Source organism: Leisingera aquaemixtae (assembly GCF_019801145.1).
In the GTDB taxonomy this organism is placed as follows: Bacteria; Pseudomonadota; Alphaproteobacteria; order Rhodobacterales; family Rhodobacteraceae; genus Leisingera; species Leisingera aquaemixtae_A.
Genome location: NZ_JAHVJQ010000001.1, coordinates 760624 through 783928, shown reverse-complemented (window position 1 = coordinate 783928; position 23305 = coordinate 760624). Strand labels below are relative to the sequence as shown.

At 63.8% G+C, this 23305-nt stretch carries 27 protein-coding genes; 14 read left to right on the top strand and 13 right to left on the bottom strand.

Features of this window, described 5'->3' with window-relative positions; genetic code table 11:
• The first annotated feature begins 45 nt into the window (after nucleotides 1-45).
• The gene (locus KUW17_RS03860; RefSeq protein WP_222476041.1) at nucleotides 46-528 is read left to right on the top strand and encodes a helix-hairpin-helix domain-containing protein; all 483 of its coding nucleotides are present in this window, start codon (nucleotides 46-48) and stop codon (nucleotides 526-528) included.
• A gap of 73 nt (nucleotides 529-601) precedes the next feature.
• Here KUW17_RS03860 and serS read toward each other — a convergent pair whose 3' ends face one another.
• Nucleotides 602-1894, bottom strand: a complete 1293-nt coding sequence (gene serS, locus KUW17_RS03855; RefSeq protein WP_222476039.1) for a serine--tRNA ligase — start codon at nucleotides 1892-1894, stop codon at nucleotides 602-604.
• Nucleotides 1895-2066: 172 nt separating this feature from the next.
• Nucleotides 2067-2483, bottom strand: coding sequence for an SET domain-containing protein (locus tag KUW17_RS03850; RefSeq protein WP_222476037.1), 417 nt, complete (start codon nucleotides 2481-2483; stop codon nucleotides 2067-2069).
• A gap of 312 nt (nucleotides 2484-2795) precedes the next feature.
• On the opposite strand from KUW17_RS03850, the gene yajC reads away from it, so the two are divergent.
• The 10 genes from yajC (at nucleotide 2796) to KUW17_RS03800 (ending at nucleotide 9686) form a co-directional block, all read left to right on the top strand.
• On the top strand, nucleotides 2796-3080 hold the full coding sequence (gene yajC / locus KUW17_RS03845) for a preprotein translocase subunit YajC (RefSeq protein WP_222476035.1): 285 nt from the start codon (nucleotides 2796-2798) through the stop codon (nucleotides 3078-3080).
• Nucleotides 3081-3113: 33 nt separating this feature from the next.
• Nucleotides 3114-4775 carry a protein translocase subunit SecD gene (gene secD, locus KUW17_RS03840; protein WP_222476034.1) on the top strand — a complete coding sequence of 554 codons (1662 nt, stop codon included), beginning with the start codon at nucleotides 3114-3116 and terminating at the stop codon, nucleotides 4773-4775.
• Between the two features lies 1 nt (nucleotide 4776).
• Nucleotides 4777-5745 (top strand): protein translocase subunit SecF, encoded by a 969-nt coding sequence (secF, locus tag KUW17_RS03835; RefSeq protein WP_222476033.1) that lies wholly within the window; start codon nucleotides 4777-4779, stop codon nucleotides 5743-5745.
• Complete coding sequence (locus tag KUW17_RS03830; RefSeq protein ID WP_222476032.1) at nucleotides 5738-6490, top strand: TSUP family transporter; 753 nt, start codon at nucleotides 5738-5740, stop codon at nucleotides 6488-6490. The genes secF and KUW17_RS03830 overlap by 8 nt, the downstream gene beginning before the upstream one ends.
• Before the next feature lie 12 nt (nucleotides 6491-6502).
• On the top strand, nucleotides 6503-6856 hold the full coding sequence (locus tag KUW17_RS03825; protein WP_222476031.1) for an Mth938-like domain-containing protein: 354 nt from the start codon (nucleotides 6503-6505) through the stop codon (nucleotides 6854-6856).
• Between the two features lie 87 nt (nucleotides 6857-6943).
• The gene (gene ccmA / locus KUW17_RS03820; RefSeq protein WP_222476030.1) at nucleotides 6944-7558 is read left to right on the top strand and encodes a heme ABC exporter ATP-binding protein CcmA; all 615 of its coding nucleotides are present in this window, start codon (nucleotides 6944-6946) and stop codon (nucleotides 7556-7558) included.
• Nucleotides 7555-8211 carry a heme exporter protein CcmB gene (gene ccmB / locus KUW17_RS03815; protein ID WP_222476028.1) on the top strand — a complete coding sequence of 219 codons (657 nt, stop codon included), beginning with the start codon at nucleotides 7555-7557 and terminating at the stop codon, nucleotides 8209-8211. Before ccmA ends, ccmB begins: the two co-directional genes overlap by 4 nt.
• A 56-nt stretch (nucleotides 8212-8267) precedes the next feature.
• A complete protein-coding gene (locus KUW17_RS03810) occupies nucleotides 8268-8999 on the top strand; it encodes a heme ABC transporter permease (RefSeq protein WP_222476027.1) in 732 nt (243 codons plus the stop codon).
• Nucleotides 8999-9154 carry a heme exporter protein CcmD gene (gene ccmD, locus KUW17_RS03805; RefSeq protein ID WP_222476026.1) on the top strand — a complete coding sequence of 52 codons (156 nt, stop codon included), beginning with the start codon at nucleotides 8999-9001 and terminating at the stop codon, nucleotides 9152-9154. The genes KUW17_RS03810 and ccmD overlap by 1 nt, the downstream gene beginning before the upstream one ends.
• On the top strand, nucleotides 9147-9686 hold the full coding sequence (locus KUW17_RS03800) for a DsbE family thiol:disulfide interchange protein (protein WP_222476025.1): 540 nt from the start codon (nucleotides 9147-9149) through the stop codon (nucleotides 9684-9686). The genes ccmD and KUW17_RS03800 overlap by 8 nt, the downstream gene beginning before the upstream one ends.
• A gap of 13 nt (nucleotides 9687-9699) precedes the next feature.
• Here KUW17_RS03800 and KUW17_RS03795 read toward each other — a convergent pair whose 3' ends face one another.
• The 4 genes from KUW17_RS03795 to acnA all read right to left on the bottom strand — a co-directional run bounded on the left by KUW17_RS03795 (nucleotide 9700) and on the right by acnA (nucleotide 13702).
• A complete protein-coding gene (locus KUW17_RS03795) occupies nucleotides 9700-9993 on the bottom strand; it encodes a putative quinol monooxygenase (RefSeq protein WP_222476023.1) in 294 nt (97 codons plus the stop codon).
• 74 nt (nucleotides 9994-10067) lie between these two features.
• Nucleotides 10068-10406 (bottom strand): DOPA 4,5-dioxygenase family protein, encoded by a 339-nt coding sequence (locus KUW17_RS03790; protein WP_222476022.1) that lies wholly within the window; start codon nucleotides 10404-10406, stop codon nucleotides 10068-10070.
• A gap of 74 nt (nucleotides 10407-10480) precedes the next feature.
• A complete protein-coding gene (locus KUW17_RS03785) occupies nucleotides 10481-10765 on the bottom strand; it encodes an antibiotic biosynthesis monooxygenase (protein ID WP_222476021.1) in 285 nt (94 codons plus the stop codon).
• 249 nt (nucleotides 10766-11014) lie between these two features.
• A complete protein-coding gene (gene acnA, locus KUW17_RS03780) occupies nucleotides 11015-13702 on the bottom strand; it encodes an aconitate hydratase AcnA (RefSeq protein ID WP_222476019.1) in 2688 nt (895 codons plus the stop codon).
• Between the two features lie 223 nt (nucleotides 13703-13925).
• On the opposite strand from acnA, the gene KUW17_RS03775 reads away from it, so the two are divergent.
• Nucleotides 13926-14627 carry a DUF1223 domain-containing protein gene (locus KUW17_RS03775; protein WP_222476017.1) on the top strand — a complete coding sequence of 234 codons (702 nt, stop codon included), beginning with the start codon at nucleotides 13926-13928 and terminating at the stop codon, nucleotides 14625-14627.
• Nucleotides 14628-14630: 3 nt separating this feature from the next.
• On the opposite strand, the gene KUW17_RS03770 is transcribed toward KUW17_RS03775, so the two are convergent.
• The 4 genes from KUW17_RS03770 to purB form a co-directional block, all read right to left on the bottom strand.
• Nucleotides 14631-15569 (bottom strand): lysophospholipid acyltransferase family protein, encoded by a 939-nt coding sequence (locus KUW17_RS03770; protein ID WP_222476015.1) that lies wholly within the window; start codon nucleotides 15567-15569, stop codon nucleotides 14631-14633.
• A 148-nt stretch (nucleotides 15570-15717) separates the two neighbouring features.
• On the bottom strand, nucleotides 15718-16890 hold the full coding sequence (locus KUW17_RS03765; RefSeq protein ID WP_222476013.1) for a flagellar motor switch protein FliG: 1173 nt from the start codon (nucleotides 16888-16890) through the stop codon (nucleotides 15718-15720).
• 75 nt (nucleotides 16891-16965) lie between these two features.
• Nucleotides 16966-17499 carry a tetratricopeptide repeat protein gene (locus tag KUW17_RS03760; RefSeq protein WP_222476011.1) on the bottom strand — a complete coding sequence of 178 codons (534 nt, stop codon included), beginning with the start codon at nucleotides 17497-17499 and terminating at the stop codon, nucleotides 16966-16968.
• 149 nt (nucleotides 17500-17648) lie between these two features.
• On the bottom strand, nucleotides 17649-18953 hold the full coding sequence (gene purB, locus KUW17_RS03755) for an adenylosuccinate lyase (protein WP_222476008.1): 1305 nt from the start codon (nucleotides 18951-18953) through the stop codon (nucleotides 17649-17651).
• An 86-nt stretch (nucleotides 18954-19039) separates the two neighbouring features.
• Between purB and KUW17_RS03750 the strand changes: the two genes are divergently transcribed.
• Entirely contained in the window at nucleotides 19040-19387 is a 348-nt protein-coding gene (locus tag KUW17_RS03750; RefSeq protein WP_222476005.1) for a hypothetical protein, read from the top strand.
• 73 nt (nucleotides 19388-19460) lie between these two features.
• Here KUW17_RS03750 and KUW17_RS03745 read toward each other — a convergent pair whose 3' ends face one another.
• Nucleotides 19461-19718 carry a DUF6455 family protein gene (locus KUW17_RS03745; protein ID WP_222476003.1) on the bottom strand — a complete coding sequence of 86 codons (258 nt, stop codon included), beginning with the start codon at nucleotides 19716-19718 and terminating at the stop codon, nucleotides 19461-19463.
• 152 nt (nucleotides 19719-19870) lie between these two features.
• Complete coding sequence (locus KUW17_RS03740; protein ID WP_222476002.1) at nucleotides 19871-21103, bottom strand: bifunctional alpha/beta hydrolase/OsmC family protein; 1233 nt, start codon at nucleotides 21101-21103, stop codon at nucleotides 19871-19873.
• 95 nt (nucleotides 21104-21198) lie between these two features.
• Between KUW17_RS03740 and KUW17_RS03735 the strand changes: the two genes are divergently transcribed.
• The gene (locus KUW17_RS03735) at nucleotides 21199-21747 is read left to right on the top strand and encodes an NUDIX hydrolase (RefSeq protein WP_222476001.1); all 549 of its coding nucleotides are present in this window, start codon (nucleotides 21199-21201) and stop codon (nucleotides 21745-21747) included.
• A gap of 67 nt (nucleotides 21748-21814) precedes the next feature.
• On the opposite strand, the gene dddP is transcribed toward KUW17_RS03735, so the two are convergent.
• The gene (dddP, locus tag KUW17_RS03730; RefSeq protein ID WP_222476000.1) at nucleotides 21815-23158 is read right to left on the bottom strand and encodes a dimethylsulfonioproprionate lyase DddP; all 1344 of its coding nucleotides are present in this window, start codon (nucleotides 23156-23158) and stop codon (nucleotides 21815-21817) included.
• Between the last annotated feature and the right edge of the window lie 147 nt (nucleotides 23159-23305).

Below are 23305 nucleotides of genomic sequence, written 5' to 3'. Positions count from 1 at the left end.
GCGTCAAGTGATTGAAAAGAATGAAGTAAGGAGGCGGTTTTCTGGATGACGGCCATATCACAATTGAACGGCGTGGGGCCGGCACTGGCAAAGACGCTAGAGGAAAACGGTATTCAAACGGTTGAGGAGCTGGCGGGGGCCGGAGAGCAGAGGCTGCTCAGCATTCCCGGCGTTGGCACCAGCCGGGCGAACCTGCTGATGGAAGCTGCCAAGGACCATGTGGCGGCGGATGCGGGTGAAGCGGATGCGGGCGAAGAGGAACTGAACGCCAGGCTGGCAGCCGCAGAGGCCGCCCGGCTGGCCGCAGAAGAGAAGGCCGCCAAGGCGCAGGCCAAGGCGAAGAAGGCCAAGCGGCAGGCGGCGCAGTTGGCGGAGGAGTTTGCCGAAGCCAAGGTCAAGGCCAAGCGAAAGGCCAAGAAGGTCAAGGCCAAGGCGAAGAAGGCCATCGAGAAGGAAAAGGCCAAAGCCAAGGCCATTCTGGAAGGCAATACCGCTGAAAAGAAGAAAAAGAAGAAGTCGAAGAAGTGACTTCAAGCCTTTGCAGTTAAAAGAAAACCGGCGCAATTGGCGCCGGTTTCTAATTTATGGGATGCGGTCAGGCTCAGACCAGCTTGCCCTCGGCGGTCAGGGTCAGCTTGCCGCCCAGGTAAGGCGCCAGCGCCTCCGGCAGTTTGACTGAGCCATCCGCCTGCTGGCCGTTTTCCAGCACCGCGATCAGGCAGCGGCCGACGGCCAGGCCGGAGCCGTTCAGCGTGTGCACGAACTGCGGCTTGCCGCCATCCGCGGGTTTGAAGCGCGCATTCATCCGGCGGGCCTGGAAGTCGCCGCAGACCGAGACCGAGGAGATCTCGCGGTAGGTGTTCTGGCCCGGCACCCAGACCTCGATGTCGTGGGTCTTGCGGGCGCCAAAGCCCATGTCGCCGGTGCACAGCACGATGGTGCGGTAGGGCAGGCCCAGGCGTTCTAGAATGTCCTCTGCGCAGCGGGTCATGCGCTCATGCTCTTCCAGGCTGTTGTCCGGGTGGGTGACCGAGACCATCTCGACCTTTTCGAACTGGTGCTGGCGCAGCATGCCGGCGGTGTCTTTGCCGGCCGAGCCTGCCTCGGAGCGGAAGCACTGGGTGTGCGCCACATAGCGGCGCGGCAGATAGCCTTCCTCGACCACCAGGCCGTTGACGATGTTGGTCAGCGTCACCTCGGCGGTCGGCACCAGCCACCAGCCGTTGGTGGTCTTGTAGCTGTCCTCGCCGAACTTGGGCAGCTGGCCGGTGCCATACATCATCTCTTCGCGCACCAGCACCGGGGTCCAGGTTTCCGTCAGCCCGTTCTCGTCCACATGGGTGTTGATCATGAACTGCGCCAGCGCCCGGTGGATGCGGGCCACCGCGCCGGACAGCACCACGAAACGGCTGCCCGAGAGCTTGGCCGCAACTTCGAAATCCATGCCCGGCTTCACGCCTTCGATTTCGAAATGCTCCTTGGGCTCGAAGTCGAACGGCTTCGGCTCGCCCCAGCGGCGGATTTCGACGTTGTCGTCCTCATCCTCGCCCAGCGGCACCTCCTCGAACGCCAGGTTCGGGATGGTGGCCAGCATGTCATTCAGCTGCTGGTCCAATTCCTTGGCCTCGGTGTTCATGGCGGCCACTTCGGCCTTCTTCTCGGCCACCAGCGCGCGCAGGCGCTCGAACTCGGCCTCGTCGCCGCGGGCCTTGGCAGCGCCGACTTCCTTGGAAGCCTTGTTCTGCTCCGCCTGGGCGGTCTCCGCGGCCAGGATCTTGGCCCGGCGCGCCTCATCCAGCGCCAGGATCTCGGATGACACGCCCGCATCCCCGCGCCGCGCCACAGCGGCGTCGAATGCGGCAGGATTTTCGCGGATTGCGCGGATGTCATGCATGAGAGTTTCTCCTAGCGTTGCAAGATGGTTTGAATCAGTAGCCCCATCCTATGACGCAAGGGTGAACAAAGGGGAAGGGGGGCGGGCGGTCTATGTGCAAGCGGGTTAATCGGCCACAGCCCGCCGGCAGCAGAATAGAAAAGGCCGGGTGCTGGACCCGGCCCTTTGGTTCTCATTCCGCGGCCAACGCCATCATGTGCACCTGGTGCCGCGGCGGCTGCATGCGGATCTCGCCGGTCAGGAAATCGGCATAGTCGAAGGTGAGCTCCGTGCCTGCCGGAATACTGGCCAGCGCCCGGCCCCAGACCCCGTCGGAAAAATCGAGGTTCGGATACATGGAGTGGTTCAGGAAACGCCCTTCGTCGCATTGCAGGATCAGGTAGCCCGGGCGGCAGGGATCCGGGAAGCTGTAGCGCTCCAGAAACTCCTTCATGTGGGGTTCGACATTGTCCAGCTTGCTCTCGGGAAAGGTGGTGTCGAGCATCCTGTCATGACGCCAGACAATATCCCCCTTGGTGATGTTGTCATGGCAGAAAACGCCCAGCCCTTCGATGGCCGAGGGGGCGAGATAGCAGCGCACCATCATCATGCGCCTGTTCCTTCTTTCAGGAATGGCCGGGCCGCCATCCGGACCGGAAAGAGGGGGCAAATGCCCCGCGCCTGGCGGCTTGCGCAGGGGAAAGCAAAGCGCCGAATCGTGCTGTTTTGCAATCAAATTCTGCACGGCGGCAGGGCGTGTCTGTGCTTTCTTCAGCCGCCTGCCGCACGGCCAGCCGCCGCGGCCTGCAATCCGCCCCTCCGGGACTGCAGCGTTCCCTTGCAAACCCCCGGTCCAGCGCATAGGTTCCGCTGCAAATTTCCGGCGCTAACTCCAGCGCTGCTTTTACAGAAGGAATATCCCATGGACGGTGGCGCAGTCGCCCAATTTCTCCCGCTTATCCTGATCTTCGCGATCATGTACTTCCTGCTGATCCGCCCGCAGCAGAAAAAGATGAAACAGCATCAGGCGATGGTGGACGGCCTGCGCCGCGGTGACCAGGTGGTGACCCAGGGCGGCGTGATCGGCAAGGTGGCCAAGGTCAAAGAAGACGGCGAGGTCGAGGTCGAGATCGCTGATGGCGTCAAGGTGCGCGTGGTCAAGGCGACCATTGCCCAGGTTCTGAACAAGACCGAGCCGGCAGCGTAAGCGCCCTACGCAACTATCTGAAAAGGCAGGGCAATGCTGCAAATCGATCTCTGGAAGAGGGTGCTGATCTGGCTGGTCTGTGCGGCGGGCCTGCTGCTTGCCCTGCCAAACGGATTTTACACCCGCGTCGAACAGGCCAATGACGCGGCGGCGGATATCATCGCCAAGGGCGAAACGCCGGAACGGCTGGAAACCGCAGGCCAGTGGCCGTCTTTCCTGCCGTCGGGCCTGGTGAACCTGGGCCTCGACCTGCGGGGCGGCGCGCATCTTTTGGCCGAGGTGCAGGTTGACGACGTTTACGAGGCGCGGATGGATGCGCTGTGGCCGGAGGTGCGCGATGCGCTGCGGCCCGAGCGCTCCACTGTCGGCACTTTCCGCCGCCAGCCCGGCCCTGCGGACCAGATTCGCTTGAAGATATCCAAACCGGATGGCATGTCCCGCGCGCTGGAAGTGGTGCGCGGCCTGGCCAACCCGGTGACCAGCCTGACCGGCGCCGGCGCAACCGACATTGAAGTCTCCGCCGAAGGCGACATCCTGGTGGTGCAGCTGAGCGAGGCGGAAAAGCTCGCCTCCGACGACCGCACCGTGCGCCAGTCGCTCGAAATCGTGCGCCGCCGCATCGACGAGGTCGGCACCCGCGAGCCGACCATCCAGCGCCAGGGCGCCGACCGTATTCTGATCCAGGTGCCTGGCATCGGCTCTGCCTCGGAGCTGAAAGCGATCATCGGCACCACTGCGCAGCTGACCTTCAACCCGGTTGTGGGCCGCGGAAGCGATGCGGACGCGGCGCCGGGTGTCGGCAACAAGGTGATCCCCTCGCTGGATGAAGAGGGCACCTATTACACTGTTGAAGCCGCCGCAGTTGTGACCGGCGAGGACCTGGTGGATGCGCAGCCGTCGTTCGACCAGAACGGCCGGCCTGCGGTGACGTTCCGCTTCAACACCTCCGGCGCCCGCCGGTTCGGCGACTACACCGCCGAGAACATCGGCTCCCCCTTTGCGATTGTGCTCGATGACGAGGTGGTCTCTGCCCCGGTGATCCAGTCGCACATTCCGGGCGGCTCCGGCATCATCACCGGCAACTTCACCATCGAGGAAAGCACCAACCTTGCCGTGCTGCTGCGCGCAGGCGCGCTGCCCGCGGGGCTGGAGTTCCTGGAAGAGCGCACCATCGGTCCGGAACTGGGCCAGGACAGCATCGACGCGGGCAAGGTGGCAACTGCCGTCGCCTTTGTCGCGGTGCTGGCGTTCATGGGGCTCAGCTATGGCCTGTTCGGGCTGTTTGCCAATGTGGCGCTGATCCTGAACATCGCGCTGATCTTCGGCATGCTCAGCCTCATTGGCGGCACCCTGACGCTGCCGGGCATCGCCGGTATCGTGCTGACGGTCGGCATGGCGGTGGACGCCAACGTGCTGATCTTCGAGCGCATCCGAGAGGAGCTGAAAGCGGGCCGCGGCCCGGCCAAGGCCATCGACGAAGGCTACTCCAAGGCGCTGAGCGCCATCCTTGACGCCAATATCACCACTTTCATCACCGCGGTGATCCTGTTCGCCATGGGCTCCGGCCCGGTGCGCGGCTTTGCGATCACCCTGGGGCTGGGCATCATGACCTCGGTATTCACCGCGATCTTTGTGACCCGCCTGATGATCATCATGTGGTTCGAACGGCGCCGTCCGAAAACGATTGAGGTGTGATATGCGGCTGAGACTTGTTCCCCAGGAAACCTCATTCGACTTCTTCAAGCGCGCCAAGCTGTGGCTGGGCATCTCCGCGCTGATGATGGTGGTGGGGTTTGCCTCCTTCCTGTTCCAGGGGCTGAACTTCGGCATCGACTTCCGCGGCGGCACCACCATCCGCACCGAGGCTACCGAGTCCGTGGACGTGGGTGCCTACCGCGACGCGCTGGCGGCGCATCAGCTGGGCGATGTGTCGATCACCGAGGTGTTCGATCCGGCCTTCGAGGAGGACCAGCACGTCGCCATGATCCGCATCCAGGCGCAGGACGACGGCGAGGCGATCTCCGGCGAGATGATCGAAACGCTGAAGGCCTCGCTGGACGCAGTGGCGCCGGGCATCAAGTTCGTCTCGGTCGAATCCGTTGGCCCCAAGGTTTCGGGCGAGCTGATCCAGACCGCGGTGATTGCCGTCGTGCTCGCCATCGCGGCGGTGCTGGTCTACATCTGGCTGCGCTTCGAATGGCAGTTCGCGCTCGGCGCGGTGGCGGCGCTGGTGCATGACGTGGTGCTGACCATCGGCGTGTTCTCGGAACTGCAGATCCGCTTTGACCTGGCCATCATTGCCGCCCTTCTGACCATCGTCGGCTACTCGCTGAATGACACCGTGGTGGTTTTTGACCGGGTGCGCGAGAACCTGCGCCGCTACAAGCAGAAGGATCTGGCAGAGGTTCTGAACCTGTCCATCAACGAGACCCTCAGCCGGACCATGATGACCTCTGTCACCACGCTGCTGGCGCTGATATCGCTCTATGTGCTGGGCGGCGACGTGATCCGCGGCTTCGTGTTTGCGATGATCTGGGGCGTTGTGGTGGGGACCTATTCGTCGGTCTTCGTTGCCTCCACCATCCTCTTGAAACTGGGGGTGAAGCGCGACTGGTCGAAGCAGTCTAACACCACCGGCAACCAGTTCTCGAACATCGATGCTTGAGGCGTTTCAGGCAGCCCTGCAGACGCCGGGGCTGTTCTGGCTTTTCCTGACCATTGGAGCCGCGGGCCTTGTCCGCGGCTTCACTGGTTTTGGCACCGCGATGATCTTTGTTCCGGTCGGCGCCCAGTTCCTGCCGTCCGCGGATGTGGTGTTCCTGATGGTGCTGATGGGGGTGTTTTCCACCGTCACCCTGTTCCCGCAGGCCTGGAGCAAGGCGGACAGGGCAGAAGTCGGAGCCTTGTCCATGGCCGCCGCGGTCACGGTTCCGGCCGGGCTGTGGCTGATGGCGCAGATGGACCCGCTGACCCTGCGCTGGGTTGCCGCCGGGGTGATCGGCGTGACACTGGCGGCCGTGGTCTCCGGCTGGCGCTGGCAGGGGCGGCTGGGCTGGCCGGGGCGGTTTGCCATCGGCGGTGCGGCCGGCATCGTTGGCGGCATGACCGGCCTCACCGGGCCGGTGGTCATCGTTTTCTACCTGGCCAACGTGCGCGACGTTTCACGGGTGCGGGCCAACACCATCGTGTTCCTGGCGGCGCTTGACGTGGTGATCGCGGCCAATCTGATCTTTGGCGGCATGGCCAGCCTCAAGGCGGTGATCCTGGCCTGCCTGCTGGGCATCCCCTATGTGATCACCACCCTCACCGGCAAGGCGCTGTTTGACCCCAAGCTTGAGAAGCTCTACCGCTTTGCCTCCTATTCCGTGATTGCGCTGGCCGTGGTATCCAGCCTCCCGGTATTTGACTGAAAGGAAGCTCCTATGCGCCTGAACGAAGTGACTTATTCCGACGCGCAGCCGGTGGACGGCTATGGCGAGGGGTTCTTCCGTATCGGCGGGCAGGTGCATCAGGGCGCGGTGCTGACCTCGGCTGCCGGAACCGCAGCCTGGGGCGGGCTTGATAATGCCGCGCCTCTGCTGGCGCTGGCCGGGGAAGTCGACGTGCTGTTCATCGGCACCGGCAGCGAGATCGCCCATATCCCGGCGGATCTGCGCAAGGCGCTGGAGGAGGCCGGCCTGGGGGTGGAGGCGATGAGCTCCCCCGCGGCCTGCCGCACCTACAATGTGCTCTTGTCCGAGGGCCGCCGGATTGCCTTGGCCGCGCTGCCTGTCTGATTTTCTGAAGATTCATTTGACCTGCCGCAAAGCGGGCGATTTGAAAACAGGCTTTTGATGCCCGGAGAAATAGGACTAGCGAACTTCATGACATTGACTGTAACGGATCTGGGCGTGGCCCGCGGCGGCATACCGGTGCTGGAAGGCCTGAGCTTTGCGCTGGCGCCCGGCAAGGCGCTGATCCTGCGCGGCCCCAACGGCATCGGCAAGACCACGCTGCTGCGCACCGTCGCGGGCCTGCAGCCGCCGCTGAAGGGCCGGGTTGAAGGGGCTGAGGACCAGATTGCCTACGCCGCGCATTCCGACGGTCTGAAGCCGACGCTGACAGTGGCGGAGAACCTGACCTTCTGGGCCAGTGTCTTTGGCCGCAACGGCATTGAACAGGCGCTGGACGGTTTTGATCTGCAAACCCTGCGCGACCGGCAGGCGGGTGCGCTGTCGGCGGGCCAGAAACGCCGCCTGGGCCTCAGCCGGATGCTGGTCACGGGGCGCCCGGTCTGGATCATGGACGAGCCGACTGTCAGCCTCGACACCACCTCTGTCGCCATGTTCGCGGATGCCGTGCGGGCGCATCTGGGGCAGGGCGGTTCTGCCCTGATTGCCACCCATATCGATCTGGGGCTGGAGGCGGAGGTGCTGGATGTCGGCCCCTACAAGGCCAAGCCGCCAGAGATTGACGATTTTGACGGAGGCTTCCTGTGATTGCGCTTCTTCTGCGGGATCTGAAGCTCGCCTTCCGCGCGGGCGGCGGTTTTGGCCTCGGCCTTGCGTTCTTTCTTATCGTGACCGTGATGGTGCCGTTCTCCGTCGGTCCGCAGTCCGAACTGCTGGCCCGCATCGCCCCGGGCGTGCTGTGGCTGGGGGCGCTGCTTGCTTGCCTGCTGTCGCTTGACCGACTGCTGGCGCTGGATTGGGAGGACGGCTCGCTCGACCTCCTGGCCACTGCGCCGCTGCCGCTGGAAAGCACCGTCACGATCAAGGCGCTGGCCCACTGGATCACCACCGGCCTTCCGCTGGTGCTGGCGGCACCGGTGCTGGGCGTGCTGCTGAACCTGCCGGTGCTGGGCTTCCAGTGGCTGGTGGTCTCCCTGCTGCTGGGCACGCCTGCGCTGTCCGTCATCGGCACCTTCGGCGCCGCGCTGACCGTGGGGCTGAAACGCGGCGGCCTGCTGATGTCGCTGCTGGTGATGCCGCTTTACGTGCCGACGCTGATCTTCGGATCGGAGGTCGCCCGCCGCGGCGCCGAGGGCATGGCGGTACAGACGCCGCTCTTGCTGCTGGCAGGGATCTCCGCCGCCTCCATCGCCCTTCTGCCCTTTGCCAGCGCTGCTGTCCTGCGCGTCAATTTGCGATAGGACATTTGCCGGAGCTGTGAATTGAGAAACCCGAGAACAAGAGCTAAATAGCCACCATGTCGATCTGGGAATACGCCAACCCGAAGAAGTTTCTGGCCACCACCGAGAAGGTGATGCCGGCCCTGTGGGTCAGCTCCGCGGTGCTGATTTCCGTGGGCCTCATCTGGGGCTTCTTCTTCACGCCGGACGACTACCGGCAGGGTTCCACCGTCAAGATCATCTTCCTGCATGTGCCGTCGGCGCTGATGGCGATCAACGCCTGGTTCATGATGCTGGTCACCTCGCTGGTCTGGGTGGTCCGGCGCCACCATGTCAGTGCCCTGGCCGCCCGCGCCGCCGCGCCTGTCGGCGTGATCATGACGGTGATTGCACTTATCACCGGCGCGATCTGGGGCCAGCCGATGTGGGGCACTTGGTGGGCCTGGGACCCGCGCCTGACGTCCTTCCTGGTGCTGTTCCTGTTCTACCTTGGCTACATCGCCCTGTGGGAGGCGATCGACAACCCAGACACCGCCGCGGACCTCACCGCGATCCTGTGCCTGGTGGGCTCTGTTTTTGCCGTGCTCAGCCGCTATGCAGTGAACTTCTGGAACCAGGGGCTGCACCAGGGCGCGTCGCTGTCGCTCGATGAGAAGGAAAACGTGGCCGATGCGTTTTCCAATCCGCTTTATGTCTGCATGGCAGGGTTTGTGCTCCTGTTCATCGCGTTGGTGTTCTACCGCACCGGAACTGAAATCCGCGCCCGCCGCATCAAGGCACTGATGGCGCGCGAACGGCTGGAGGCGTGATGCCTGATCTTGGAAAATACGCCGACACGGTGCTGTCGGCCTATGGCGCCTCTCTGCTGCTGCTGGTGGCGCTGGTGGTGGTGACAATCCTGCGCGGCCGCAAGGTGCGCCGGGAGATGGAAACCCTGGAAACCCGGATGAAGCGCAATGGCTAAGATTTCACCCCTGATGGCGGTGCCCGGTGTGGTGTTTGCAGGCTTTGTCGGCCTGGCGCTGGTGGGCATGTTCCGCGAGGACCCGAACAGCCTGCCGTCCGCCCGCGAAGGCCAGCCGGCGCCGCCGGTGGTGCTGGATGAGTTTCCGGGCAAGGAGATGTTCTCTGACGAGACCCTGCGCGACGGAAACGTGAAGCTGGTGAACTACTGGGCAAGCTGGTGCGCGCCCTGCCGGGTCGAGCATCCGAACCTAGAGGCGCTGTCCGAGGAAGGCATCCCGATCTACGGCATCAACTACAAGGACCAGCTGGCCAATGCGGAGTCGTTCCTGAACGAACTGGGCGATCCTTACACCGCGATGGGGCGCGACGAGAAGGGCCGCATGGCGATCGACTGGGGCCTTTATGGCGTGCCGGAAACCTATGTGGTCGACGGTCAAGGCAAGATCATCCTGCGCTTTGCCGGCCCGATCACCCAGCGGGTGATCGACAGCACCCTGCGCCCGGCGATGGAGAAGGCAGCGGGGCAGTAACCACCCCCCTGCATCAGCCCGGTTCACACAGGGTAAAGCTGCTCAGATCGGGCTCCGCCGCCGACAACTCATAGACGCGGTCCAGATGATCCTGTTTGGACCGCCAGATCAGATACTCGCTGAAAGCCTCCGGGTTTTGCCATCTCTGGAATACGGATATTTCATCTCTGTCCGGGGCCAGCAGGATGTCAGCCTGCAAACACCCAGCGTGCCTGCGAACCTCTTTCACCATCTGTTGGACAAGCGCCGTCAGCTCGCTGAACTTTCCGGGCCGGGGGTGCAATCCTATGATCACCGCTTCGGTCATTGAAGTCTCCGGGATTTGTGAGTGCTGACATGTTCCCGGCGACTTGGAAACTTCTGGTAAATTTGCGGTTCGGGTTAGCCGAAAATGCTGAGATCCAGTTCAAGCCCGGTGCCCAGCCAAATCCCGTGATCGCGGTGATCGGCCAGCGCGTCGCCGGTCTCCGGGTGGGCGAAGACAACCAGCCCGTTCCTGTTCAGCGCCAGCCACGGCAGCAGCTGCGCGAACTGATCCGGCGTCGCCGCCAGCTGGCAGGACCACATGGGGTGGGGCCCGACGTTCTTTTCATGGACCCGGCCCATCTCGACGGAGAACCGCTGCGCCGCTTGCTGGCACAGGCTGCGGGCCTGATCCACGGTGGCGGCGTCGAAGTAGATATGAGCGTGGTAGCCGGTGATGCTGTCTGTCTGTGTCATGCCGCCAGTGTCACCCGGAGGCGCCGCATCTGCAATGCGGTGATTGCGAACAGGCCCTGTGCGGCGCGGCCGGCTCAGGGCACCGAAAAGGTTCGGAAGTCCTGTTCCCGCCGCATTGTGGCACTGCGGGCGTCCAAGTCACCGCGTTCTGCGCGCCAGTCCAGATACCGGTTGAGATGTTCCGGCGTTTCCCAAAGGTGGAAGACTGCGATTTCGAAACGGTCCCGGTTGATGCCCACATGCGCCTCGATGCAGCCTGGAAAGGACCGCGTGTCCGGTACCATCGCCAGGACGGCTTCCACATGCGCGTCGAAAGTGCCGATGTCAGGGTAAACAACTGCAAAAACGGCTTCTTTCATGCTTGGGCGTCCAGCCTTTCAATGGGTTTCGCAGCGTTTATAAGGTGTATTTGAGAAGCACATTTGCACAAGCAGTTTGGGCCGTACAGCCGGTAAAGGCGCCGCTGATTACGCGTTTAAATTGTATCCAGGATACGGGCGTTGGGCAAGACTGCTGTCGACGGCCCCGGACGGCTTCGGGAAAGTTCAGGACACAAAAAAACATGCACCCCGCAGGGTGCATGTTCAAAAGCTTCGGTCTGGCAGGCCTTACGACTTGGCCAGGTTGCGCAGCACGTAGTGCAGAACGCCGCCGTGCTCGATGTATTCGATTTCCGGTGCGGTATCGATCCGGCACTTCAGCGTGATGGTCTTGGTGGTGCCATCGGCATAGGTGATGTCGCAGGGCACTTCCTGCAGCGGCTGGATGGTGTCCAGGCCGCGGATCGACACGGTTTCCTCGCCGGTCAGGCCCAGCGTCTTGCGGGTGTCGCCAGCGGTGAATTCGAACGGGATCACGCCCATGCCAACCAGGTTGGAACGGTGGATACGCTCGAAGTTCTCGGCGATCACGGCCTTGACGCCCAGGAGCGCGGTGCCCTTGGCCGCCCAGTCGCGCGAGGAGCCTGCGCCGTACTGCTCGCCGCCGAACACCACCAGCGGGGTGCCGTTGGCCTGATGCGCCATCGAGGCCTCGTAGATCGAGGTCTGCTCACCGTCGGGGCCCTTGGTGTAGCCGCCCTCGACGCCGTCCAGCATCTCGTTCTTGATGCGGATGTTGGCAAAGGTGCCGCGCATCATGATCTCGTGGTTGCCGCGGCGCGAGCCGTAGGAGTTGAACTCGCGCGGCTGTACCTGGCGCTCCAGCAGGTACTGGCCTGCAGGGGTGGTGGTGGCAAAGGAACCGGCGGGCGAGATGTGGTCGGTGGTGACCATATCGCCCAGGATTGCCAGAACCTTGGCGCCCTCGATGTTCTCGATGGTGCCCGGCTCGGTGCCCATGCCCTGGAAGTAGGGCGGGTTCTGGATGTAGGTCGAGGTTGCGGGCCAGTCATAGGTTTCCGCATCGGTAGTCTCGACCGCCTGCCACTTCTCGTCGCCTTTGAAGACGTCGGCGTATTTCGACTGGAACGCCTCGCGGGTGACGGTCTGCTCGACCAGTTCCGCAACTTCCTGGGTCGATGGCCAGATGTCCTTCAGGTAGACGTCGTTGCCGTCCTTGTCCTGCGCGATCACGTCGGTTGCCAGGTCGATGTCCATGGTGCCGGCCAGCGCATAGGCGACAACCAGCGGCGGCGAGGCCAGGTAGTTGGCGCGCACATCGGGGCTGATGCGGCCTTCGAAGTTGCGGTTGCCCGACAGCACCGAGGTCGCCACCAGGTCGCCTTCGGCAATCGCCTCGGAGATCTCCTGCTGGATCGGGCCGGAGTTGCCGATACAGGTGGTGCAGCCGTAGCCCACCAGGTTGAAGCCGACCTTGTCCAGGTCCTCCTGCAGGCCCGCGGCCTCCAGATAGGCGGACACCACCTGCGAACCCGGTGCCAGCGAGGTCTTGACCCAGGGCTTGCGGTCGAGGCCCAGGGCGGCAGCCTTGCGCGCGACCAGGCCTGCGCCGATCATCACATAGGGGTTGGAAGTGTTGGTGCAGGAGGTGATCGAGGCGATCACGACCTTGCCCGATTCCATGGTGTAGTCTTCGCCCTTGACGGCGACTTCCTTGCCCATCGGACGCTTGAAGGTTTCTTCCATCTCCTGGCGGAAGGCGGCCTTGGCGTTGGTCAGCGGCACATAGTCCTGCGGGCGTTTCGGGCCGGAGATGGCCGGAACGATGCTGCTCATGTCCAGCGACAGGGTGTCGGTGTAGACCGGTGCATAATCCGCGCCGCGCCAGAAACCGTTTTCCTTGGCGTAGGCTTCGACCAGCGCGATGCGGTCTTCGTCGCGGCCGGTGTTGCGCAGGTAGCGCAGGGTTTCGTCGTCGATCGGGAAGAAGCCGCAGGTGGCGCCGTATTCCGGGGCCATGTTGGCGATGGTCGCGCGGTCTGCCAGCGGCAGGCGGTCCAGGCCGGTCCCGTAGAATTCGACGAACTTGCCGACCACGCCCTTGGCGCGCAGCATTTCCACCACCTTCAGAACCAGGTCGGTGCCGGTGGTGCCTTCGACCATCTCGCCGGTCAGCTCAAAGCCGATGACCTCGGGGATCAGCATGGAGATCGGCTGGCCCAGCATCGCCGCTTCGGCCTCGATGCCGCCAACGCCCCAGCCCAGCACCGCGGCGCCGTTGACCATGGTGGTGTGCGAGTCGGTGCCGACCAGGGTGTCCGGATAGGCGACTTCCTCGCCGTTCTGGTCGGTGTCGGTCCAGACGGTCTGCGCCAGGTATTCCAGGTTCACCTGGTGGCAGATGCCGGTGCCCGGCGGCACGACGCGGAAGTTGTTGAACGCGTTCTGGCCCCATTTCAGGAACTGGTAGCGCTCCATGTTGCGCTCGTACTCGCGGTCGACGTTCATCTGGAACGCGCGCGGGTTGCCGAACTCGTCGATCATCACCGAGTGGTCGATCACCAGGTCAACGGGGACCAGCGGGTTGATCTTGGCGGCAGAGCCTTTCAGGCCGACGATGCCGTCGCGCATGGCGGCCAGGTCGACAACGGCGGGAACGCCAGTGAAATCCTGCATCAGCACGCGGGCAGGGCGGTAGGCAATCTCACGCGGGTTCTTGCCGCCTTTTTCGGCCCATTCGCCGAAGGCCTTGATGTCGTCGGTGGAGACGGAAAAGCCGCCATCCTCGAACCGCAGCATGTTTTCCAGCACCACTTTCAGGGCGGCGGGCAGCTTGGAGAAGTCGCCAAAGCCAGCTTCGGTGGCTGCGGGGATGGAGTAGTAGGAGATCGACTTGCCGTTGACGCTGAGCGTTTTGCGCGTCTTGGCATTGTCCTGTCCGACGGTAATAGGCATGGTTGGCCTCCCTCAAGAATTTGAAACCGGGGAATTCGCTGCCTGCTAAATGCATGAGGAAGATAGAGCATTCAATAGCCCAAACGCCGCAGGGGCCACTTTTGTATGCGATTGTACACATTTTTTCGCAGCCAGTGCCTGCAACAGCTCTCAAAAATGATTGATTGGCCAATTCCGGGGCACTTCCTTTAGACCTAATGCCTAGCAACAAAGAAGGCGATTCATGAGATTCCTGGCGTCGATTGCGGCCGTCGCGGCCCTGGCCCTGCCGGTATACGGCCAATCCGCAGCAGAGCCGGTGGTGGTCGAGCTCTACACCTCGCAGGGGTGTTCGTCCTGCCCGCCAGCCGACGCGCTGCTGCACGAACTGGCCGCGCGCCCGGATGTGCTGCCGCTGGCGCTGCATGTGGACTACTGGGATTACATCGGCTGGAAAGACAAATTCGCCAGGCCCGCCCACGCCAAGCGGCAAAAGGGATATGCCCATGCGGGCGGCCGCCGGATGATCTATACGCCGCAGATGATCATCATGGGGCAGGAGGATGTGGTGGGTGCCGATGCGGTCCAGGTGGAAGAGGCCATCGGCAAGCACAGCAAACAGCCGCGTCCGGTGGCGCTGATGGTCAGCCGCCAGGGGGAAGAGCTGCAGATCCGGCTGCAGGCGCGCGGGCAGATGCCTGCAGGCAAGCTGCTGGTGCAACTGGTGCGCTTTACTCCGGAACGCACCGTCAGCATCACCCGTGGCGAATTGGCCGGCAGGACGTTCACCTACGCCAATGTGGTCGAGGACTGGAAAGTTGCGGCCGAATGGGACGGCACGCAGGAGCTGGAAGTGTTGGTTCCCGCACCCGGCGGCCTGCCCGCGGCAGTGCTGGTTCAGGCTGCCCCCTTTGGCCGCATTGTTGCGGCCGCGCGCGTGGACTGACCGTCAGGCCGTATCGGAGGCCTGCTTCGCCCGCTGGCCGGATTTGGACTTGCGCTTGCGGAATTTCCAACGGCGGTGAATCCAGAACCACTGCCCGGCATGCTTGCGCACAATCGATTCCAGATCCGCGCTCAGCGCCTTGGTCATCGTCAGCGGATCGGAGGGCGCGATCTCTGCGTTCATGATGATTTCGAAGTCCAGACCGTTGTCCTGGCGGACCGCATAGACCGGGATCAGCGCGGCGCCGAATTTCAGCGCCAGTTCGGCCGGCACGGTTGAGGTCACCGCAGGCTTGCCGAAAAAGTCGATCGGCTTTCCGCCCTGGGCGTGCAGATCGGTGACGATGGCGGCAATGCCGCCCTTCTTCAGATGCCGGACCAGCTCCACCATGCCGCGCTTGCCCTGTTCGAACATCGGCTCGCCGTTCTTCTTGATAGCCTCGACATAATGCTCATTGAAATAGGGGTTCGCCATGCGCCGGTAAAGCGCCCCCATTTCGTGTCCGCGCGCCACCAGGGCGGCCCGGGCAGCGTCGTAATTGCCGAAATGCGCGGTGGCCAGCAGCACCGGGCGGCCTGCCGCGCGGGCGTCCTCCAGGGCCTGCAGGCCGGGGCCGGTGATCGGCGCTGCCTTGGCGCGGTCATGAAACGGCTTGCCTGCGTAGATTTCCGCGATCATCCGCCCCGCATTGTCGCTGACGTCCCGGTACAGCGCGCTCGGGTCCAGGTCCGACAGCTCCGGGCTGACCAGCTTGAGGTTGTCGCGGACCCGCTTGTCGAACCCCGCCAGACGCCCCATGGCAGTGACCAGCCGGCCCATCATCGGGACCCGCAGACGGTAGGGAACCAGCCCGGCCGCCAGCAGCAGACCGCGCAGAAACAGGTTGCTGCCAAAGTATCTGGCATGGCTCAGGGCGGAGAGCTCGGAAGGATCTGCGGGCATGGCGTCTGGATAGCTGCGGCGCAGAAATGCGCCCGGAAGTCTGCATCATACGCAGCGGCGGCAGCAGGCACAAGCAGCTCTGCGGCGGCGCCTGCAGCTGTCTGCCGCCGCAATGCTGCGCGGCGGATGGAGCCGGGCGCGCCGGGGCTCAGCTGTCTTCGTCCTCTTCTTCGGATTTCAGCTCGATCTCGCCGGTTGCCACCAGGTCGCGCATGGCGGAAATCACTAGGCCAAAGGCGGTTTCGCCGTCGCTGCGCTTGACCTTGCCGCGCTCGGCCACTTCGTCGCGGATGTTGTCGGCCATCCGGCTGGACATGTTCTTGAGCAGGAATTCGCTGGTTGCAACGTCCTCCTCGTCGGTGGCAAAGGCCATGGCCGTAACCAGATCGGCCTGCGACAGCACCTTCATCAGCTTGGGCACATCCAGCGGCTTCATCCGTTCGCCGATCAGCGCATAGGTGAAGATCGCCTTGCGCACCTTGATGGCAAATTCCTCGTCCTGTTCGTCCAGCGCGGTCAGCACCTCGTCGCGCTTGGCCGCAGCGGCTTCGGTCAGGATGCCGCCAAGCCGCTGGCCCGGGGTCTGATCGAACGCAAGATCGGGCCGTGCCTCCACCTGGGCGGCCAGCGACAGGCCGATGCGGTCGACCGTGTCCGGCGTGACATTGGCGGTCTGGCTGACGGCATAGGTGATGCGGCGGGCAACCGGGCCGGGAAGATGGATCAGCATCTGCGCAGCCTTGGCGGTGTCGAGCTTGGACAGCAGCACCGCGGCCACCTCGGTGCTTTCCGCCTCGGCCAGCTGCGCCAGGTCTTCCGGCGGCAGCTGCTTCAGCCGTTCCCAAGGGTCGCCGAACTGGCGCACGCCGGCTTCCTTGCGCAGGCGGTTGTGGGTGTAGCGGCTGATCTTACCTTCCATCGCGCTCAGCGCCCCGGCCAGGCCGTTGGGGAAATGCAGGCCGACATTGTCCAGCATATCGGCGAATTCGCCCGCCACCGCATTGAGCGTGGCACGATCGACAATGCTCATCCGGCCCATCTGCTGGGTCAGTTCCAGCTGCAGGTCATCCGGCAGTTCTTCAAGAGGAATTTCGGCGCCTTCATTCAGCAGCAGCCGGACGATGATGGCCGCCTTGGCCTTGCCGCTGAGGCCGGAGGCCGCGGCCGGTGCTGCCGCCGCGCCGCCGCCCATTCCGCCGCCGAGGCCGCCAGCATCCAGGCCGCCCAACGGTGCCGGAGCGGCGAAATCGCCCATATCCATTCCGCCCATTCCGCCCCCGCCCAAATCCATCGGAAGCGCCAGCATATCGTCTTGAGGCATTCTCGCACCCTAGAAAAGATTCTTCTCAATCGTCGGGGGCAGATTACGCGGCAAGCCGTAAAGAAAGCCTGAAGCCTAGTGGTCGTAGGTCTTGCCTGTTCTCAGCGCGCTGCGCAGCGAGGCCTCGGCCCAGCTGCCAGCGCCGCCGCGTGCCTTGATCTCTTTCAATTGCGCCTTGGCTGCGCCGTATTTTCCCTGTTCCACAAAGGCTTGGCCCATGTAGGAGCGGGCCAGGACATTGTCCGGATCCTGCACAAGCGCCTGATCGTAAAAACTCTGGGCCAGCTCCTGATTGCCCAGCCTGCGGTGGGTGAAACCCCAGTAGGTCAGCACCATGGTGTCCTTCTGATCGGCAATCGCGCTCAGCACCGCTTGCGCATCCTGCTGCCGCCCGGCATAGGCCAGCTCCCGCGCCGCCTCCAGCAGCCCCTGCTGGTTCAGGGAGGACTTCCGGGGCCGGACGCAGCGTTTCTTGTCATCGTCCCAAACCCGCTTTCCCTTGCAGATCTTGGTGGTCTCGGTGGGTTTCGGCGGGTTCCAGTCATTGCCGCTTGCGGCAAATCCCGTCACCGGCAGGGACAGCGCGGCGGCCAAGGCAAGAATACGCATCTCAAGAACTCCAAATGCAATGTTTGGCCTATTCTATCCTTCGAACCAGGGCTTGGGTCTGTATTTTTGTTCACAAAGGCGTTTGCCCGGCGGAAAAGAAAACGCCCCGCCGGAGGGCGGGGCGTCGTTTGCTTCATACTAAGGCCGGCTTACTCGCCGAACACCCGGCGGAAGATCGTGTCGACATGCTTGGTGTGGTAGCCCATGTCGAATTTCTCGTTGATCGCCTCTTCGCCGAGGGCCGCAACCACGTCCGCATCCGCCAGCAGCAGCTCACGGAAATCGACGCGCTCTTCCCAGACCTTCAGGGCGTTGCGCTGCACCATGGAATAGGCGTCCTCGCGGCTGACGCCTGCCTGGGTCAGCGCCAGCAGCACCCGCTGCGACATCACCAGGCCAGGGAATTTGTTCATGTTGTCCAGCATGTTCTCCGGGAACACCAGCATCTTGTCGACAACGCCGGCCAGGCGGTGCAGGGCAAAATCCAGGGTGATGGTCGCATCCGGGCCGATGCCGCGCTCGACGGAGGAATGCGAGATATCGCGCTCATGCCACAGCGCCACGTTCTCCATCGCCGGGATCACCGCCATGCGCACCAGGCGGGCGAGGCCGGTGAGGTTCTCGGTCAGAACCGGGTTCTTCTTGTGCGGCATCGCCGAGGAGCCCTTCTGGCCCATCGAGAAAAACTCCGCGCCTTCCAGCACCTCGGTGCGCTGCATGTGGCGGATCTCAACGGCGACGTTCTCGATCGAGGACGCGATGACGCCCAAGGTGGCAAAGAACATTGCGTGGCGGTCGCGCGGGATCACTTGGGTCGAGATCGGCTCCGGGCGCAGGCCCAGCTGCTCGCAGACGTGCTCTTCAACCGCCGGATCGATGTTGGCAAAGGTGCCGACCGCGCCGGAGATTGCGCCGGTGGCGACTTCCCAGCGGGCCTTTTCCAGGCGGTTCTTGTTGCGGTCCATCTCCGCATAGAAGCGGGCAAAGGTCAGGCCCATGGTGGTCGGCTCGGCGTGGATGCCGTGGCTGCGGCCGACGCGCACGGTGTTCTTGTGCTCCAGCGCGCGTTTCTTCAGCGCCGCCAGTACCTTGTCCATGCCATCGAGCAGAATGTCGGCTGCACGCACCAGCTGCACGTTCAGGCAGGTGTCCAGCACGTCCGACGAAGTCATGCCCTGGTGCACGAAACGTGCTTCTTCGGAGCCCACATGCTCCGCCAGGTGGGTGAGGAAGGCGATCACGTCATGCTTGGTCACCGCTTCGATCTCGTCAATGCGGGCGACGTCGAATTCCACGTCCTTGGCTTTCCACACCGCGTCGGCGTTTTCGCGCGGGATCACCCCCAGATTGGCCATGGCTTCGCAGGCGTGGGCCTCGATCTCGTACCAGATCTTGAATTTGGTCTCGGGCGACCAGATTGCGACCATCTCGGGGCGGGAATAGCGGGGGATCATGGGCGAAGGCACCTTTATGTGATTGCGCAGCAGATGCCCGGCCTCTTAGATCAGCAAAGGCAGGACAGCAAGGCTGGGAGGCAGGGATGAGGCAGATTGCCCTGATGATTGCGTTATCATGTGTGGTTTCGCCGGTTTGGGGCGGCGAATGGCGCAGCTTGAGCGGCGAAAAAGTGCGGGCGGCTTTGGAGGGTAAGCGGCTGGTCTACACCAGCGGCGCCTGGCAGGAGTTCCGCGCCTCGGGCCGGACGCTCTATAATGCGGGCCATGACAGCTGGGGCTACTGGGATGTGCGGGACGGCAAATACTGCTCCGCCTGGCCGCCTTCGGACCTGTGGGCCTGTTACACGCTGGAAAGCGACGGCGAGGCCCTGCGGTTTGTCGGTGAGAGCGGCGAGGCCACCACGGGGCGTTACGCTGAGACGGAAGAGTGAGCAGCCGTAAAAGCCCTGTGCGCCGCAAGCCGGTTTGACTTGCAGCGGACGCAGACACCGGGGAAGGCGGCGGTCAGCTCTCCCGCATATGCGCCAGCAACTGCGCGTTGCGGCAGTAGGATGGCGCCTCGGCCAGCTCGGTCACCTCTTGCTGCAATTCACTGCAACCGTCCTGATTGCGGCAGGTGCTGCAGCGCAGGACCGCGCGCATGTATTTCTGGCCCTGCGCCTGCGGGTCCGCGGCGACGATGCCGCCATAATCGATGCCCAGACGGCTGGCCATGCCCTGCACCAGATCGCTGCTACGCCCGAGTTTTGCGAAAAGTCCCATGTCTCTCCTCCCATGCCCGGCGGCGGCCGGGCGTGGACACAGCATGATCGGGATTGTGTGGCGGGACTTTGATGTGGCGCAAATTCCGCAGCAGTCGGGTTCTCACGACTGCACTGTCCGAGCGCGGGAGCACTGCCGGTTTTAGCGGGGTGTCAGGCCTCGGCGTGCTCCGTTGTCTCCAGCCGGGTCACCACCTTGGCGCCGCTTTCCAGCGTCCGGTGCACCGGGCATTTGTCGGCGATTTCCAGAAGCCGCGCGCGCTGTTCCCCGCTCAAGGGGCCGCAGAGCCGCACCACCCGGGTGAACTGGTCGATCTTGGCAGGCCCCGAGGGCAGCGCGTCCTGCGCATGCACCTTGTCGTGGCTCACATCGACGCTGATCCCCTCCAGCGGCCAGCCCTTGCGGCGCGCATACATCCTGAGCGTCATCGAGGTGCAGGCGCCCAGACCCGCGGCGACAAACCCGTATGGAGACATGCCGCGGTTGGTGCCGCCATAGGCCAGCGGTTCATCGGCAAATGCGTGGTGATAGGGGCCGGACTGCACGTCCTGCAAAAAGCCCGACGGATCCGCCTCCGTCACCCGCAGGATGCCTTCCGGCGCGCCGGGCGGCGGCGCGGGCGGGGTCATTTTGACATAGCGCCCGGCCCAGGCGGCGATGACCTCGGCGGCGTACTCGGCGTCTGCCGCGCGGGAGATCAGGTGGTCGGCGTCATCCAGGGTGACAAAGCTCTTGGGGTGTTTCGCGGCGGTGAAGATCGACGCGGCATTGTCGATGCTCACGGTCTCATCGCGCGGCGCATGCAGCACCAGCAGCGCCGCCTTCAGGTCCGCAATCGCAGGCGCCAGCGCCTCGGCATGGATGTCGTCGACAAACTCCTTGCCGATCACAAACGGCCTGCCGCCCAGGCACACCTCGGCGCGGCCATTGGCCTCGATTTCCGGCAGGGCGGCATCGAAATGATGAGAGACATGGCCCGGATCAAACGGCGCCCCCAGCGTCACCACCCCCTTGACCGACGGGATGCCCGCGCGGGCTCGCAGCACCGCAGCACCGCCCAGCGAATGGCCGATCAGCAGTGCTGGCGCCATGTTGCGCGCCGCGAGATACTGCGCCGCCTTGATCAGGTCCGCCACGTTGGAGCTGAAGGTGGTGTTCTCGAACTCCCCCTCGGAATGCCCTAGCCCGGTGAAATCAAACCGCAGGACCGCTATTCCCATCGCCGCCAGCCGCCCGGCGATCCGCCGCGCTGCCGGAATGTCCTTGGAGCAGGTGAAGCAATGGGCAAACAGCGCTGTGGCCAGCACCGGCCCCTCGGGCAGGTCGAGGCGGGCAGCGAGGGTGTTTCCGGCGTGGCCGGTGAAGGAAATCCGTTCCGTGGGCATGGGCGTGGCCTTTGTTGCGTGTTCCGCATAGATTGAGCGCTCATTTGGCCCTGAACAAGGCAACGGGCCGGAACGTAACGGGAAGGTGAAGGCAGATGAGCAGCAGCGCCCTGAGAGGCATTGGATGTTACAGCCCGCAAACCGCGCGGGACCGCGGCATGTGGCAGCGCCTGACGGAATTCTGCGCGGGGGAGCCGCAGGCCTTTGGCCGCAACCCGGAAACCGGCCATGTCACCGGCTCCGCCTTTGTGCTGTCACCGGACATGCAATGCGTGCTGCTGACCCATCACAAGAAGCTCAATCGCTGGTTCCAGCTGGGCGGCCATTGCGACGGCATTGCCGATGTGCCGTTTGCGGCGCTGAAGGAAGCTTACGAGGAAAGCGGACTCAAGCGGATCAGGCCGCTGTCGGCGCAGGTGTTCGATGTCGATATTCACGAAATCCCGGCCAATGCCCGGGATTGCGCGCATTTGCATTACGACGTGCGCTACCTGTTTCAGGCGGAGGCGCGGGAGATTGCCCCCAGCGATGAATCCCACGCCCTGGCCTGGGTTCCGCTGAAGCAGCTGGAGGAAGTGACCGACTCGCCCGGCGTGCTGGTGCTGCGCGACAAGCTGGCGCCGTTCCTCAAGCTCCATTGTTAATCGGAAGCGCCCGGCGCCGCCGCAGGCCGTCCCGGCCCCTTCGTGCGGAAGGGGCCGGCTGCAGTGCTCAGGCCTCGCCCAGCAGCGCCTTGTCAAAGGGATAGCTGGTCAGGTTCTCATAACCGTCCTCGGTGATCAGCACCTGGTCCTCCAGCTTGATCGAGAAATCGCCGCCTTCCGGAGAAACCAGCGCCTCGACGCAGAGCACCATGCCCGGCTCCAGTTCATAGTCGAAGGCGCCCTCGACCATGGCGTCCGGATAGGCAACCAGCGGCCACTCGTCGCACAGGCCGACGCCGTGCATCATGCAGCCGTATTTCTGCTTTTGGAACTGGTCGTCCAGAACATGGCAGCCGCGCGACAGCTCCTGGATGTTCACGCCCGGTCTCAGCATTTCCATGTTGTGCCGGATGTGCTCCAGCCCGTGCTGCATGGCATAGATCATATCGGGGCGCGGCTTTTCATCGCCAATCCACCAGCTGCGGGAGATGTCGATGCAGATCCCGTAAGAGCCGACCAGATCGGTGTCGAAGCTGATCATTTCGTTGTTCTGGATGATACGGGGGCCGCATTCCTGGAACCACGGGTTGGTGCGCGGTCCTGAGGCCAAGAGCCGGGTTTCGATCCATTCACCGCCGCGGCGGATGTTCTCCGCGTGCAGCACTGCCCAGACGTCGTCTTCAGAGATATTGCCGCCGGGCACCTGTTCGCGGGCGTATTTCTCCATCGCCGCCACCGCGGTTTCGCAGGCGTGATGGGCGCAGCGCATCGCCAGGATCTCGTCCGGGCCTTTCACCGCGCGGCATTTCTCGGTCAGCTCCTCGCCGGGGAAAATCTCCAGCCCCTGCGCCTCAAGTGCGCGCAGCCCGTGCAGCATCACCTTGTCCACTGCCAGCCGCTTGTTGCTGCCGCTGTGCTCCTCCAGCAGGATGCGCACCTCGTTGGAAAACTTGTCGGCAGCCACGTCGATCTTGTCGCCGCGGTCGAAGTAGAACAGGTCGGCACCGGCGCGCTGCTCCCGCACCAGCGGGTTGAACTCGCTGAGGAACGGCGACTGCTTGTAATCCCACAGCACCATGTAGCCGTCGGCGCAGATCAGGAGCGCCCGGAACGGGTTGTGGGTGTTCCATAGCTGCATGTTGGTGGAATCGGTCGCATAGCGGATGTTGAGGGGATCAAACACCAAGAGGCCGCCATAGCCGCGGTCGTTGATGAAACGTGTCAGCCGTTCCCAGCGGAAGCTGCGCAGCGCCTGCAGGTCAGGCAGTTGCAGCCCGGCCTCAGCCCATTCGGCAAAGGCCAGCTGGGTCGGGCCGATCTCGACCCGGTTATTGTCGTTAGGGGTGTTGTCGCCCAGTCTGGCGCCGCGGGTCGGGTCAATCTTGCGGATGTCGCGGTAATGCTCGTTCATGCCGGGAAGTCCTTGCTGCACAGTCCTGTCCAATGTGGCTCTGCTGGCGCCGGGAATCGCTGCCGAAAACGACGGATTCGGCTGTCGTTTCTGACCCGTGATGCGGCGTCGCGGCTGGATTCCCCTGCGCAGCGTGCTACCGCTGGG